This window comes from Acidovorax sp. sif1233 (assembly GCF_019218755.1).
GTDB lineage: Bacteria > Pseudomonadota > Gammaproteobacteria > Burkholderiales > Burkholderiaceae_C > Acidovorax.
Window position 1 is genome coordinate 19,460 of sequence record NZ_JAHUWZ010000003.1, and the last position, 14,993, is coordinate 34,452.

At 71.2% G+C, this 14,993-nt stretch carries 10 protein-coding genes; 4 read left to right on the forward strand and 6 right to left on the reverse strand.

From position 1 onward, the window contains the following. Positions 1 to 33: 33 nt before the first annotated feature. The 4 genes from KW843_RS11865 to surE are packed head-to-tail and all read right to left on the reverse strand — an operon-like array spanning position 34 to position 3,568. The gene (locus KW843_RS11865; protein WP_218295797.1) at positions 34 to 1,041 is read right to left on the reverse strand and encodes an RluA family pseudouridine synthase; all 1,008 of its coding nucleotides are present in this window, start codon (positions 1,039 to 1,041) and stop codon (positions 34 to 36) included. Positions 1,042 to 1,079: 38 nt separating this feature from the next. Further along, a complete protein-coding gene (locus tag KW843_RS11870; protein ID WP_218295361.1) occupies positions 1,080 to 2,000 on the reverse strand; it encodes a peptidoglycan DD-metalloendopeptidase family protein in 921 nt (306 codons plus the stop codon). A gap of 12 nt (positions 2,001 to 2,012) precedes the next feature. Continuing rightward, the gene (locus KW843_RS11875; RefSeq protein ID WP_218295362.1) at positions 2,013 to 2,780 is read right to left on the reverse strand and encodes a protein-L-isoaspartate(D-aspartate) O-methyltransferase; all 768 of its coding nucleotides are present in this window, start codon (positions 2,778 to 2,780) and stop codon (positions 2,013 to 2,015) included. Further along, positions 2,780 to 3,568: a 5'/3'-nucleotidase SurE gene (gene surE, locus KW843_RS11880; protein ID WP_218295363.1), complete on the reverse strand. Its 789-nt coding sequence runs from the start codon at positions 3,566 to 3,568 to the stop codon at positions 2,780 to 2,782. Before surE ends, KW843_RS11875 begins: the two co-directional genes overlap by 1 nt. Before the next feature lie 146 nt (positions 3,569 to 3,714). Here surE and KW843_RS11885 point away from each other — a divergent pair, with 146 nt between their 5' ends. The 4 genes from KW843_RS11885 (at position 3,715) to KW843_RS11900 (ending at position 10,076) form a co-directional block, all read left to right on the forward strand. After that, positions 3,715 to 4,689 (forward strand): NADPH:quinone oxidoreductase family protein, encoded by a 975-nt coding sequence (locus tag KW843_RS11885; protein ID WP_218295364.1) that lies wholly within the window; start codon positions 3,715 to 3,717, stop codon positions 4,687 to 4,689. A gap of 106 nt (positions 4,690 to 4,795) precedes the next feature. Beyond that, positions 4,796 to 6,343 carry a GGDEF domain-containing protein gene (locus KW843_RS11890; protein WP_218295365.1) on the forward strand — a complete coding sequence of 516 codons (1,548 nt, stop codon included), beginning with the start codon at positions 4,796 to 4,798 and terminating at the stop codon, positions 6,341 to 6,343. A 204-nt stretch (positions 6,344 to 6,547) separates the two neighbouring features. Continuing rightward, the gene (locus tag KW843_RS11895) at positions 6,548 to 8,080 is read left to right on the forward strand and encodes an alkaline phosphatase (protein ID WP_218295366.1); all 1,533 of its coding nucleotides are present in this window, start codon (positions 6,548 to 6,550) and stop codon (positions 8,078 to 8,080) included. A 157-nt stretch (positions 8,081 to 8,237) separates the two neighbouring features. After that, the gene (locus KW843_RS11900) at positions 8,238 to 10,076 is read left to right on the forward strand and encodes a gamma-glutamyltransferase family protein (RefSeq protein WP_218295367.1); all 1,839 of its coding nucleotides are present in this window, start codon (positions 8,238 to 8,240) and stop codon (positions 10,074 to 10,076) included. A gap of 9 nt (positions 10,077 to 10,085) precedes the next feature. Here the strand turns inward: KW843_RS11900 and KW843_RS11905 are convergent, their stop codons facing one another. Further along, positions 10,086 to 14,138 (reverse strand): IPTL-CTERM sorting domain-containing protein, encoded by a 4,053-nt coding sequence (locus tag KW843_RS11905; RefSeq protein ID WP_218295368.1) that lies wholly within the window; start codon positions 14,136 to 14,138, stop codon positions 10,086 to 10,088. Between the two features lie 271 nt (positions 14,139 to 14,409). Continuing rightward, a complete protein-coding gene (locus KW843_RS11910) occupies positions 14,410 to 14,979 on the reverse strand; it encodes an Ig domain-containing protein (protein ID WP_218295369.1) in 570 nt (189 codons plus the stop codon). Positions 14,980 to 14,993: the final 14 nt, after the last annotated feature.

The following is a 14,993-nucleotide window of genomic DNA, read 5'->3' on the forward strand; positions in this document are numbered from 1 at the left end:
GATTCCGTCTTCGGGCTGGGGCCAGTCTGGCCGTCAGGGCGCATTGTAGCCCAGCCCCCATGACGAGAGGGCCTGGCAGATGTCCTGCGGCACCGGCGCCCAGAATTCCAGCGCCTCGCCGGTCACAGGGTGCGAGAAGGCCAGGCGGTAGGCATGCAGCGCCTGCCGCTGCAGGCTGCCGACCGGCGCGCCGCCATACAGGCCATCCCCCACCAACGGATGCCGCAAGGACGCCATGTGCACGCGGATCTGGTGCGTGCGGCCCGTATGCAGGGTGCATTGCACCCAGCAGCCCTCGTCCGCGCCAGCGAGCCACCGGATGTCGGTGCGCGCAAGCTTGCCCGCATGGGTCGCCAGGTCGACGACCGCCATGCGAAGGCGGTTGCGCGGATCCCGGCCAATGGGCGCTTCCACCGTGCGGATCTTGGGACCCGACCATGCGCCGTGGGCCATGGCCACGTACTGCCGCTGCACCTTGCGCTCGGCAATCAATGCGACCAGCGCGTCCATGGTGGCGCGGTCGCGGGCAACGACCATCAGCCCGCTGGTGTCCTTGTCGAGCCGGTGCACGATGCCCGCGCGCGGCACGGTCAGCGCCTTTTCGTCGCGGGCGAGCAGGCCGTTGAGCAAGGTGCCGCTCCAGTTCCCCGGCGCGGGGTGTACCACCAGGCCGGCGGGCTTGTTCACCACCAGCAGATGTGGATCCTCGAACACCACGTCGATGGACATGGACTCAGGCCGGAAGGCCTGGCTCTGCAGCGTGGGCCGCATTTCCAGCACCACCTGATCGCCCGCCTTCACGCGCGCTGCCGCCTTGGGAAGCGGCTTGCCATTGAGGCTTACCAGCCCCTGCGCCAGCAGTTGCTGCAGGTAGCTGCGGGAAAACTCGGGCACCAGATCGACCAGCGCCCGGTCCAGCCGCACGCCATGCTGTCCGGCCCCGATGTGCATGGAGCGAAGCTCGCTCCCGGACTCGTCCGCCAGCCCTTCCGACTCGTCGGCCAGCAGCTCATCCGCTGCCCCGGCCGATTCCCGCGCCATGCCCGTTGCGCCCATTGGCGGCGAAGCCACGGCGGAAATCAACGTGCAGGCAGGTAGCGCGACGGGTCGACGGGCTTGCCTTGCCGGCGGATTTCAAAGTGCAGCTTGACGCGGTCGGCGTCGGTGCTGCCCATCTCGGCAATTTTCTGCCCCTTGCGCACGGACTGGTCCTCCTTGACGAGCAGGGTCTGGTTGTGCGCGTACGCCGTCAGAAAGGTGTTGTTGTGCTTGAGGATGACCAGGTTGCCGTATCCGCGCAGCCCCGCGCCCGCATACACCACGCGGCCGTCGGCGGCGGCCAGGACCGGGTCTCCCGCCTTGCCAGCAATGTCGTATCCCTTGTTGCGCGCCTCGTCGAACCCGGCGATCAGCGAGCCCGGAGCGGGCCAGATGAATGCCATGTCGTCTTCCGCGGCACCCGACGACGGTGTCGGCGTTGCCGGCGCGACGGCCACCACGGGGCCGGAGGCCGCCGAGGTGGCGGGCTTGGCCGCGCTGGCCGGGGGCACGGCCGCACTGGCGGGATTGGCGGGCGTCACCGTCGAGGAGGTCACCGGGCGGGTGACCACGCCGCTGTCGGCGGCCACGGCCTGCGAGGCGGGCGCGGGCGGCGCCACGCGCAGCACCTGGCCCACTTCGATCAGATTCGCGTTCTCGAGGTTGTTCCAGCGCGCAATGTCTTTCCAGCTCTGGCCCGACTCCAGGCCGATGCGAATGAGGGTATCTCCCGGCTTGACTGTGTAGTAGCCTGGTTTTCCGGCATTTTCCGCGCCGGGCAGCGGCTTGAGGGGTGTCCCCACCACCACGCCGGGCTGGGCCGCTGGCGGAGGCGCGGAGGACGAGGAGGATGTGCCCCGGTCTTCCACAGGAGCCTTGTTCAGCCGGGTGCCGCAACCGGTGAGCGCAAGCCCCGCCAGCGCCACGGTAAACCCAACCACAAGACCACGCGATACGAACATAAGCATTTCCCTTCAGGCAATCCCCGATTTTAGGGGGACAAAATGTACGGGCTCGAGCACGTTTTGTTTCAATCCGTGCGGGGTTTTGTCGATCACCAGCAACATCTGCTGCCCGCCTGCCACCGCCATGGGCGCCACCAGCCGCCCTCCGACCGCCAGCTGGTCGCACCACGCCTGCGGCACGGCATCCCCGCCTGCGGCGGCGATGATGGCCGCGTAAGGCGCGCCCTTGGCGTAGCCCAGCATGCCGTCCCCGAACAGCAAGTGGACATTGGCCAGGCGAAACGGGCGCAGGTTGTGGCGCGCCTTGTCGTGCAGGCCCCGCAGGCGCTCCAGGGTATAGACCTCGCGCGCCAGGTGGCTCAGCACGGCCGCCTGGTAGCCGCAGCCCGTGCCGATCTCCAGCACACGTCCCAATCCGCCCGCGCGCGCGCCTTCGGCGCCCAGCAGCAGCTCGCACATGCGGGCCACGACGTTCGGCTTGGAAATGGTCTGCCCAAGGCCAATCGGCAGGCTGGTGTCCTCATACGCCTGGTTGACCAGCGCGCTGTCGACAAAACGATGGCGCTCCACGGTGCCCATGGCGTGCAGCACCGCCGGCGACGTGATGCCTCCGGCCGCCAGCTTGTGCACCATGCGCGCGCGCACCGCCGCCGAATCCAGCCCCACCCCCACCGGCGCCGCCGCCGGCTGGCGCGCGGGCGGAGCGACCGGGGCGTGCCTGGCGGGAGAAGGTCCAGATCCTGGCAACCTGGCAGGGAATCCGGGGCGGCGCTGCATCACGGTCCCGGCGCCCCGGCCACGCCTGCCACAAGGCGGGACGCGGTCTGTGCCCAGTAGCCCAGGTTGTCGTGGTCCGTCAGGTCCACCTTCAGCGGCGTGATCGACACGTGGCCTTGCGCCGTGGCATGAAAATCCGTGCCTTCCGCATCGTCCTTGGCGGCCCCCGCGCTGCCGATCCAGTACATCGCCTCGCCCCGGGGGCTTTCCTGCACGATCACCCGCTCGGCCGCGTGGCGGCGCCCCAACCGGCACAGCTTGAGGGGCTGCAGCGCCTCCAGCGGCATGTTGGGAATGTTCACATTCAGCAGCCATGGGGTCTCTGTCACGAGACGCTGGGCCCGCATCTGCGCGACGATCTCGCGCGCCTTGGCCGCGGCCGCCTCGATCTCGCCCCAGCCCTTGTCCACCTGCGAGAAGGCAATGGCGGGGATGCCGAACAGATAGCCCTCCATCGCCGCGCCCACGGTGCCGGAATAGATGGTGTCGTCGCCCATGTTGGCGCCGTTGTTGATGCCCGACACCACCAGGTCGGGCCGGTAGCCCAGCAGGCCGGTGAGGGCGATGTGCACACAGTCGGCGGGCGTGCCGTTCACGTAGCGGAAGCCGTTGTGCGCCTGGTGCACGTACAGCGGCGAATGCAGGGTGAGCGCATTGGACTTGGCGCTGTTGTTGTGCTCTGGCGCGACCACCTCGACCTCCACCCCGTCGAGGGTCTTGAGCGCATCGTGCAGCGCCACGATGCCGGGAGCCTGGTAGCCGTCGTCGTTGGAAATCAGAATTTTCATGGTTGCAGAAGGGGTTGCAACGGATTGTAGGTGGCGTGCCCCGGGCCCTGCCCTGCGCAACGCAGGCGCAAGCCGTCGCTCGTGGGACATCGCGCCCCGGCAGGCCCCGCCTATCATGCGTCCCACATTGACAGGAGACTTTTCCCATGCACGCTTGGCTTTGCACCAACCCCGTCGGCGTCGACGCCCTGGCCTGGACCGAACTGCCCACGCCCACGCCCAAGGCGGGCGAGGTGCTCATCGAGATCAAGGCAGCCAGCCTGAACTTCCCCGACCTGCTCATCGTGCAGAACAAATACCAGATGAAGCCGCCACTGCCCTTCGTGCCCGGCTCTGAATACGCGGGCGTCGTGGCCGCCGTGGGCGACGGCGTGACGCATCTGAAAGTGGGCCAGAACGTGGCCTGCCTGTCGGGCACGGGCGGTTTCGGCACCCACACGATCGCGCCCGCGGCACTGTGCATGCCCCTGCCCGATGGCTTCTCGCACGTGGATGCTGCAGCCTTCATCATGATCTACGCCACGTCGTACCACGCGCTGGTGGACCGCGCCCAGCTCAAGGCCGGCGAAACGGTGCTGGTGCTCGGCGCCGCCGGCGGCGTGGGCACCTCGGCCATCCAGATCGCCAAGGCCATGGGCGCACGCGTGATCGCTGCCGCCTCCACCGACGAGAAATGCACGCTGTGCACCTCCATCGGGGCGGACGCCACCATCAACTACAGCAAGGACAACCTGCGCGAATCCATCAAGGCGCTCACCGACGGCAAGGGCCCGGACGTGATCTACGACCCGGTGGGCGGCGATTTCGCCGAGCCCGCGTTCCGCTCCATCGCCTGGCGCGGCCGCTACCTGGTCGTGGGGTTTGCCTCCGGCCCCATCCCGGCCCTGCCCTTCAACCTGGCGCTGCTCAAGGGTGCCTCCATCGTGGGCGTGTTCTGGGGCGACTTCGCCAAGCGCGAACCCAAGGCCAATGCCGCCATGATGGGCGAGCTGGCGCAGTGGTATGCCCAGGGCAAGATCAAGCCCGTGATCGACCGCACCATGCCCATGGCCGAGCTGCCCGCCGCCTATGCGCACATGGGTTCGCGGGGCGTGATGGGCAAGCTGGTGATGGTGAACTGAGCCTGTGGCCCGCCGGGCGCGCCGCCCGGCTTCATCCAGGCCCCGGGAATCCGGCCGCTGTGTCACACTCGCGCATCCTGCTTCTCCCTGACACTGGTGTCCGCACATGGCCGACCGACCACCTTCCGAAATCGCGCGCGAGACGCTCAAGCAGCTGGCCACCCGGCGCCTTCCCCCGACGCCCGACAACTATCTGGCGCTGTATGACGAGATCGCAGGAGTCCGCAGCCCGCAGCCATTTCCCGAAGGCCCCCTGCAGCACATCCTGAGGGTGCTGCCGGGGCAGACGCCCGCACAGAAGCGCCTGCTGGGCCAATTCGAACGCGCCGTCAACAACAAAGACTGGACTTCGCTACAAAGTGTGCTGGTGGGCTACGCCAACCTGGGCCTGAACCCCGCCACGGCGGCATCGGCGCCGGTGGAGCCGGCCCCCGGGGCCGCGGCCACTGCCTCGCCAGGCATCCTGCCGGACGAGTTTGCGCAGATGCTGGCGCGCCTCATCGACAACACGCTGCCCGCGCTTGGTGAAGACGATGCCCGCGTGATCGACATGGCGCAGCAGCTCATCACCTTCCTGAAGGAGCCCGCGCCCCCCATCTCCACGGTGCAGCTCATGCTGGGCAACTTCACCTACAGGCTGTCGTTCGCCACCGAGGAGCAGGCCTCCATCCGCGCCAGCCTGCTGGAGCTGCTGCACATGGTGTTCGAGAACATCGCCGTGCTCAGCCTGGAAGACCGCTGGCTGCACGGCCAGGCCGAGGCGCTCATGGCCGCGTCCACGCCGCCGCTCACGCTGCGCCGGCTGGACGACGTGCAGCGCCGGCTCAAGGACGTGATCTTCAAGCAGGCCGAGGCCAAGGCCCGCACGGTCGAGGCCCAGGAGCAGATGAAGGACATGCTGGCCACGTTCATCGAACGGCTGGCCCGGATCACGGCGTCCAGCACCACCTACCAGGGCACGATGGCACGGTGCGCCGACCTGATCGGCAAGGCCAACACGCTGGAGGAGATCGCCCCCGTGCTGCACGAGGTGATGACCGCCACCCGCGCGATGGCGCTGGACAGCCGCGTCACGCACGACGAGCTCCATGAGCTGCGCGAGCGCACCGAAGCCAAGCGCGCCGAAGTGGCCAAGCTGCAGGAAGAGCTCGACCGCGCCAGCCAGCAGGCCCGGCACGACCCGCTCACCGGCTCGCTCAACCGCAAGGGCCTGGACGAGGCCATCGAGCGCGAAATCGCGCGTGCGCGCCGCCTGGGGTCTCCGCTGTGCCTCTCGCTGCTCGACGTGGACAACTTCAAGACCATCAACGACCGACTGGGGCATTCCGGCGGCGATGCGGCGCTGGTGCACCTGGCGCAGGTCACGCGCGAGGTCATGCGCCCCCAGGATCTGCTGGCACGCTACGGCGGCGAGGAATTCGTGCTGGTGCTGCCGGACACCCCCGTGGAAAGCGGCGTGGCCGCCATGACGCGGCTGCAGCGGGAGCTCACGACACGCTTCTTCCTGCAGGGCTCCGAGAAGGTGCTCATCACCTTCAGCGCCGGGGTCGCCCAGCTGCACGACAGCGAAGACAGCGCGGACACCATCCGCCGCGCCGACCAGGCCATGTACCTGGCCAAGCGCTCGGGCAAGAACCGCGTGATGGCGGCATGAAAGGAAGCCCCCCTGTGTCGCCTTCGGCGCCTTCCCCCGGACGGGGACGCCGCCAGCGCACGCAAGCGAAGCGCCGCATCCGCAGCTTGGCGGCCCTTGCGCGGCGGCCGCTGGCCTGGGCTGCGCCAGTTTTGAGCGCAGCGCACTAAGGCGCACCCTGCAGTGCCCCCAGAGCAAAGACGGTCCTTTCTGCGGCGCGCAGCCATGGCTGCCGCTGCCACCAGCCTGCCCCATTGGGCTTGGAGCAACCCGCCGTCGCTGCACGCCAATCCGTTCGCGCTGGGCGTGGCCAGTGGAGACCCGGCGCCCGACGGCGTGGTGCTGTGGACGCGGCTGGTGATGGCCGATGCGGCGCAGGTGCAGGCCGCCCACACCGTGCGGTGGGAGGTGGCGCACGATGCGCGCTTCGCGAAGATCGTGCAAAAGGGCGAGGCGCCTGCCCTGCCGCAGCTCGGCCACAGCGTGCATGTGGAGCTGCGCGGCCTAGCCCCGGACCGTTGGTACCACTACCGCTTCATGCTGGGCGATGCGGTGAGCACGGTGGGCCGCACGCGCACGGCCCCCGCACCGGGCGACCTGCCTGGCGCGTTGCGCGTGGGATTTGCCTCCTGCCAGCGCTGGGAGCACGGCCACTACGCCGCATGGCGCCACCTGGCGGCCGACCAGCCCGACCTGGTGCTGTTCCTGGGCGACTACATCTACGAGTACGCCACGCCCAGGAACACGGCCGACCTGGCGCGCACCCACAGCCTCCAGCTGGCCACCACGCTGGCCGACTACCGAGACCGGTACGCGCTGCACAAGAGCGACCCGGCCCTGCAGGCCGCCCACGCCGCCTGCCCCTGGGCCGTGACCTGGGACGACCACGAGGTGCAGAACGACTACGCCGCCGGAGCGGGCCGGGGTGACGCCACCGGCTTTGCGGCGATGCGTGGCGCCGCATGGCAGGCCTTCTACGAGAACATGCCGCTGCGCGCGGCCAGCCTGAACCGGCCCTTCCCCGACACCCGGTGGGACGCACTGCAGGTCTACCGCCGGCTGCGCTGGGGCCGGCTGGCCCACATCCACCTGCTGGACGGCCGCCAGTACCGCACCTGGCAGGCCTGCCGCACACCGGAATCCGCCAGCGCAGGCGCAGTGCGCGGCGGCCAGTGCGCCGACCTGGGCGACCCCGCCCGCAGCTTTCTGGGCGCGGCGCAGGAGCAGTGGCTCGACGCCGGCCTGGCCAGCGACGCGGCCACCCGCGACACCACGCGCTGGAGCGTGGTCGCGCAGCAGACGCTGTTCTCGCCGCGCCACTACCCCTCGGGCATGGTGTCCACCGACAGCTGGGACGGTTACCCCGCAGGCCGCGCACGCCTGCTGCAATCGGTGGCCCGCCACGCGCCCCGCAACACCGTACTGCTGGGCGGCGACATCCACCAGAACTACGTGTGCCGCGTGCACGCCGACGCGGACCGCCCCGGCTCGCCCGTCATCGCCAGCGAGTTCTGCGGCACCTCCATCAGCTCGCGCTCGGGCACCACGCAGGACAAGGTGGACGCCGTGGCGCGGCACAACCCCCACGTGCTGCTGGCCCGCTGCGACCTGCGCGGCTACGGCCTGGCGGACATCACGCCCGAGCGCTGGACCACCACCCTGCGCGCGGTGGACGACCCGATGCGCGCGGACAGCGGCGCCAGCACCCTGGCCCGGTTCGTGGTTCAGGACGGCCGCGCGGGGCCCGTGCCGGCGTGAATGCTCATTTTTTGATAGCTTTCAGCGCTTATCCAGAAAGCGAAAGGGCCGCAAAAGACCTCAGACCGTGCGCCTGTAGCGCAATGTAACGCCAAGCCCCCGCGCAGGCTGGGCACCGTACGATGGCCGCTTCTTGCTTGCCACGAAGGAGAAGCCCATGTCCCCCATCGTCTCGCCGGCCCCGGCATCCCCCCGCAGCCTGCGCCCTGGCCTGATCACCTGCGCCGCGCTCGCCGCACTGCTGGCCGGCTGCGCCAGCGCCCCCTCGCCGTTCGCCTACACCGTGCCGGCCCAGCCCGAAGGCTCCTCGGGCTACACCGAAAAACCCGGCTGGGCCACCGAGAAATTCGCCGTGGCCGCCGCCAACCCGCTGGCCACCGACGCGGGCTACCAGATCCTCAAGGCCGGGGGCTCGGCCGTGGACGCGGCCATCGCGGTGCAGATGGTGCTGACCCTGGTCGAGCCGCAGTCCAGCGGCATCGGCGGCGGCGCCTTCCTGCTGCACAGCAGCGGCAAGGTGGTGGAGGCCTATGACGGGCGCGAGACCGCGCCCGCCGCCGCCGACGAAAAACTCTTCCTCGGCGCCGACGGCAAACCCGTGCCGTTTTACGACGGCGTGGTGGGCGGCCGCTCGGTCGGCGTGCCCGGCACCGTGCGCATGCTGGAGCTGGCACACAAGCAGCACGGCAAACTGCCCTGGGCCACACTGTTCCAGCCCGCCATCACCCTGGCCGAGGGCGGCTTCAAAATCAGCGCACGGCTTAACACCCTGGTGGCGGCGGACCCGCACCTCAAAAAGGACCCGGTGGCCGCCGCCTACTTCTACAAAGCCGATGGCGATGCCCGCGATGTGGGCGTGAACCTGCGCAACCCCGAACTGGCCGCGGTGCTGCGCCGCATCGCCGCCGAAGGCAGCAAGGCCCTGCACGAGGGCGAGATCGCCCAGGCCATCGTCGACAAGGTGCAAAAGCACCCCACCAACCCCGGCAAGCTCAGCCTGGCCGACCTGGCCGGCTACCAGCCCAAAAAGCGCGAGGCGCTGTGCCACGACTACCAGGTCGCCAGCAAGGACTTCCGCGTCTGCGGCTTTCCGCCGCCCAGCTCGGGCGCCATCGCCATCGGGCAGATCCTGGGCATCCTCAAGAACACCGACGCGGCCGCCAAGCCGCTGCAGGACGGTATCCCCTCGGCCGACTGGCTGCACCTGTACACCGAGGCCGCGCGCCTGGCCTTTGCCGACCGCGCGCAGTACGTGGCAGACCCGGACTTCGTGCAGCCTCCCGCCGGCAGCTGGAGCAGCCTGCTCGCCCCCGCCTACCTGGCCGAACGCGCCAAGCTCATCGGCGCACAGAGCATGAAGGTCGCGCAGCCCGGCAACCCCGGCGCGGTGAAGGCCAGCTACGCGCCCATGCCCGACCAGCCCGAGTACGGCACCAGCCACATCAGCATCGTCGACGCGTTCGGCAACGCGGTGGCCATGACCACCACCATCGAAGACCAGTTCGGCGCGCGGCAAATGGTCAAGGGCTTTTTGCTCAACAACGAGCTCACCGACTTCAGCTTCGCGCCCGCCGATGCCCAGGGCCAGCCCATCGCCAACCGCGTGCAGCCCGGCAAGCGCCCGCGCTCGTCCATGGCGCCCACGCTGGTGTTCGACAAGGCCACCGGCGAGTTGCTGATGAGCGGCGGCAGCCCCGGCGGCGCGGCCATCATCCACTACACGGCCAAGACGCTGTACGGCGTCTTCCACTGGGGCCTGATGCCCCAGCAGGCCATCAACCTGCCCAACTTCGGCTCCATGAACGGGCCCACGCTGCTGGAGGAAAAGCGCTTCCCGCCCGCCACGGTGGAGGCCCTGCGCGCACGCGGCGCCGAGGTGCGCGAGATGAACATGACCAGCGGCCTGCAGGCCATCACCCTGGGCAACGCCCACGGCAAGAAGCTCTGGATGGGCGGCGCCGACCCGCGGCGCGAGGGCGTGGTGATGGGGGACTGAGCCCCGCGCTCACCGTGCCGCCCGCCGCCGGCCGGCCCCCGCCAGGGCCGCCACACCGGCCGCCAGCAGCAGCAGGGCCCAGGGCGACAGCGTGGGCACGGCCGTCGCGCCGGACACCATGGGCACGCCGGGGCCTCCCGCATCCTGCACCGCACCGTTGGGCCCCAGGGCAAAGTCATCGTCGCCCAGGCCCCCATCAGTGATGCTGAACCGCACCGTGTTTCCGCTGATGGTGGCGGGCAGCTCGTACCAGTGCGCAGCCGCGTTGCCGGGCGTGGGGCCCCACTTCCAATAGCGCGTGCCGGGCGGCAGCGGCGCGGGATAGGTGATGGTGAAGTGCAGCGTGGCCCCTGCCGCGCACCCGGCGGTGGCGAAATCGAACAGCCCGTGCGGAAAGGCCACGCCCGTGGGCGCCGCCGGCGCCACGCTGGCGGCGGGAACGAACCTGCTGGCGGCAAAGCCGCAGCCGGCCCCGCCGCCCGAAAAACCCGCCGTGACGGCGCCGCCCGGCCCCTCGCCCGTGAACTGGGTGGCGGCGGCCGGACGCACCACGCGCACCACGTACGACAGCGTGGCACCGCTCTGCGCCGTGACCAGCACCGTGACCGGGTTGTCGCCCACGGCCAGCGCGATGGGCGCCGACGCGCTGCCGCGCGCCACCAGCGCGCCGTTGACCCGCACGCTGGCCGTGGGCTCGGCCGCCAGGGGCGTCAGCGTGATGGACGCCACCGCGTGGTCCACGCTCGCCGTGTACTGCAGGGTGCCGGCATCGAACGCCGGGCCCAGGCTGCCCGCGGACAGCGTGAGCGCGCCCAGCAGGGCATTCGCGCTGGGCACGGGGCGCGTGGCGGAGAAGGTGTAGGTGGCCGTGCCGCCATCGCGCGCCAGCACGCTCACCGTGACGACCGCGCTGCCGCCGGCGGGCACCGCGACGGGCGCCGATGCGCTGCCGCTGGCCACCGGCACGCCGTTGACGCGCACCTCGGCGGTGCCGAAGGCCAGCCAGGGCGTGAGCGTGAAGTCCGGGCCGCCCACGGGCAACTGCACGGCATAGGCGGTGACGGCGCCCGAGAACGCCGGGCTCAGTGTGCCGCTGGACGGCACCACCTGGGCCAGGTCGGGCGCGGTGTTGCGCAGCACCCTCAGCCCCTCCCCCCGGTTCGACAGCGCGTTCATCACCAGGTCGGGCTTGCCGTCGCCGTCGAGGTCGGCCATCGCCATGCGCGAGGGCAGCCACGGAACGTAATGCAGCTGCGGCGCCGCCAGGCTGCCATCGCCCTGCCCCGCCAGGATGGCGACATTGAAGGCGCCGCCGTTGCCGTTGAGCACGGCGACGTCGGGATGGCCGTCGCCGTTGAAATCGCCCACCACCACGTCCTGCGGCACCTCCTGGCCGATCATGGGCCCCAGGCCGCTGGCGAAGCGCACGGGGTTCTCGAAGCTGCCGTCCGGGCGGCCCCGCAGCACGAACACCGTGCTCACGCCGTTCACCGACACGGCGACGACGAGGTCATCGCGCCCGTCGCCGTCGAGGTCGCCCACGCGCGGAACCGCCCCGCCCATGGGCACGCCCAGCGTCCCGTCGAAAGGCGCGCCGAAACCGCCCAGGGGCAGGCCCGGCAGCAGTTGCAGCGCACCGTCGCCGCTGGCCAGCACCAGGTCGATCCGCCCATCGCCATTGAAATCCCCGCCGACGACGTACCGCACCCAGCCCAGGCTCCCCACCGGCTGCGCGTCCGCGAAGCGGCCGCCGCCCAGGCCGCGCTGCACGGCAGCGCCGTTCGCGCCGGGCGACACGAGATCGGGGCGGCCATCGCCGTCCACGTCCAGCGCCGCGACGCCCGCGGCCGCCGCGGGCGGCCAGGCCAGCGGGGGCGACAGCGCACTGAAGCGCCCATCGCCCAGGCCCGAGGCCAGCTGGGCGTGGCTGCCATCCACCGCCATCGCGTCCAGCCAGCCGTCGCCCTGGAAGTCGCCCAGTGCCAGCAGGAAACCGTCGCCCAACCCCACCGGCGACCACTGCGCGGCGGCGAAGGTGCCATCGCCCCGGCCCGCGAGAAGCGCGATGTCCCGCCGGACCAGGCTCACCGCGGCGATGTCCACATGCCCATCGCCATCCACGTCGCCCACCGCGAGCGTCACGGCCTGCGTGCCCTCCAGCGGCAACGACAGCGGCGCGGCGAAGGCCGTCGGGTTGTGCGCGAGCGGCACCGCCTGCGGCGCCTGGCGCGTGATGGAAACCAGGTAGGTGCGCTGCACCATGCCGTCGCTGGACATGACCTGCACCGGCACGGTGTTGGGCCCCGGCGCCAGCGCCACGGTGGCGGCATGGCCGCTGCGCAGCATCTGCCCGCCGACGCGGGCCGTGGCCTCGGCATCGGGCAGCGCCAGCCCCACCCGCACGGAGGCCATCACGAAAGGCACGCTGGCGCTGTAGGCCAGCACGTCCGGGTCGAACGCGGGGCTGAGGCTGCCGCCCGACAGCGTCAGCCCGGCCAGCGCCGCGTCGGTGCGTCCGCGCAGCACGTCCAGCGTGTAGCTGCCGGTCTGCAGGCCGTCGGTGCTGGTGACCTGGATGGTGATGGCGTTGTGGCCGGGCTGCAGGGGAATCGGCGCCGAGGCCTCTCCCGGCACCACCGGACCACCATGGACGAGGATGGTGGCCGTCGCATCCTCCGCCGTGGGCGTGACCGTGAGCGTGGAGGCATCGCTGGCGGCCCGCACGGTGTAGGCGGCGATTGCGGGATGGAACGACGGCCAGGGCGTGCCGCTGGACAGCGCCAGCCCCAGCAGCCTGGCGCTGTTCACGAGGCTGGCACGCACCACGCGCAGCGTGTACGTGCGCTGCGTGGCGCCGTCCTGCGCCGTGGCCCGAACGGCGATGGTGTTGGTGCCGGGCGCGAGCGGCACGCTCACGCCGCCCCCGGCCGCCACGGGCGCGCCGTTGACCGTGACCGACGCCCCGGCGAAGGCGGGGGTGGGCGTGACGGTCACCGCGCTGACGGTGCCGGCCACCGATGCGGTGTAGAGCATCACGTCCGGATCGAACGCCGGGCTCGGCGTGCCCGCCGACAGGGCCAGCGCCGCCAGCCGGGCGTTGGTGTCGGGCGCGGCGCGGGCCACGGTCACGGTGTAGGTCCTGGTGGCCAAGCCGTCCTCCGACTGCACGCCGACGGCGATCGCCGTGGCGGCCCCCGCCTGCAGCGCCACGGAATGCGGCACGCCCGCCGCCAAGGACGCCCCGTTGACGGTGAGGGTGGCGGTGGATGCAGCTGGCGACGCCGTGAGCGACACCGCCGTGGTGGCATAGGGCACCGTGGCGCTGTAGCCCGTCACGGCGCTGTCGAAGGCCGGACTGAGCGCGGCGCCGGACAGGGCGAGGCTGTCCAGGTCGGCGCTGGCGCTGGCCAGCCGCGTGATGGCCAGATCGAAGGTGCGGGTGGTGCCGTCCTGAGCCACGGACTGCACCGTCACCGTGTTCGCGCCCAGGGCCAGCGGGATGGCCGGCGATGCGCTGCCGCTGGCCACCGGCTGGCCGTTGACCGTGAGGCCGGGGCAGTCCGCCGCCGTGGCGACCACCGCCACGGACCGGTCGCGCACGGTGGCGCTGTAGCTGTGCGTGGCCGGATCGAACGGCGGGGAGAGCGTGCCCGCCGACAGCGCCAGGGCGGCCAGCTCGGCGTTGGCGCCCGGCCCCTCGCGCTCGATCTGCAGCGTGTAGAAGGCCCTGGCGGTGTAGTCGAACGACAGGGGCCGCTCCACCGCCAGCTCCACCGTGTTGGCGCCAAACGCCAGGGGGACGGACAGCGCGCCCTCCGTCTCGCCGCCGAACAGGTGGAGCGTCTGCCCCAGGGCCCGCACGGTATAGGGCTGGTAGTTGGGCTGCCAGGCCCGCACCGCGATGCTCTGCGGCGCGCAATGGCCAATGCGGATGCCCGGCACCGCCACCCGCAGCGGGTCGTCGGTAAGATCCCCCAGCGGGTAAACCGCGGCGACACCGCCCACCGCGATGGAGGCCAGCTGCGCGTAATTGGTGAAGCCGGGTTCCGGGTCATCGGCCACCGCCCCTCCACAGGCACACGCCAGCAGACAACCCAGCACCCACCGGCGCATCCGCAACCCCGCCTTCCAACCGCCCATATCCCCTCCCCCTTCAGCCGCTGCACGGCACCGTGTTGGGCCGCGATTGTTCGCAGGCAGCGTTGACGCAGCGTTGAACGCCCGCCGCCCTGGCGGGTGCACGCGGGAGCGCAGGCACCGGTCCGTGCATGTTTTGCTATATTTTTAATAGCTTCCAGCGCTTTGCGGTAAAGCGCTGCAGCCCAAAATGGTATCAATCCTTGCGCTGACGGCGGCGTGCGGTGGCCGCGCCCCCGGCCATCAGCAGCGCCAGCAACGTGCCCGCCCACGGGCCGCCCAGCGGTACGGCGACCGGGGTCGCGGGCCCGCCTGGACCGGGCGCGGCGGCCACCGAGAACACATAGGTCACCGTGGCCGTCTGCGCCGCGGCGTCCGTGACCTGCACCGAAAAGCCGTAGTGGCCCGCCGCCGTGGGGGCGCCCGACAGCAGGCCTCCCGCGGACAGGGACATGCCCGCCGGCAGGCTGCTTCCGGCCGCCAGGGCGTAGGTGTAGGGCGGCGTGCCCCCCGTGGCCGACAGGCTCTGGCTGTAGGCCATGCCCGCCACGCCCCCGGGCAGGCTGCCCCCCGTGAGCACCGGCGTGCTGGCCAGAGGAATGACGGCGCCGCTGTGCAGCACCACGCCGCCGCCCGACGACAGGCCCGCCACGGCCTGCCCCGCGATGGCGCCGGCCTGGGCCGCTGCGGGCGGCGCCCCCAGGGCGCCAGCCAGCAGGGCGAGCGCAGCAGCCGCGCGGCCCGAGGAGAGAAGAAAGGATGGCATGCCGCGCTCCCTGC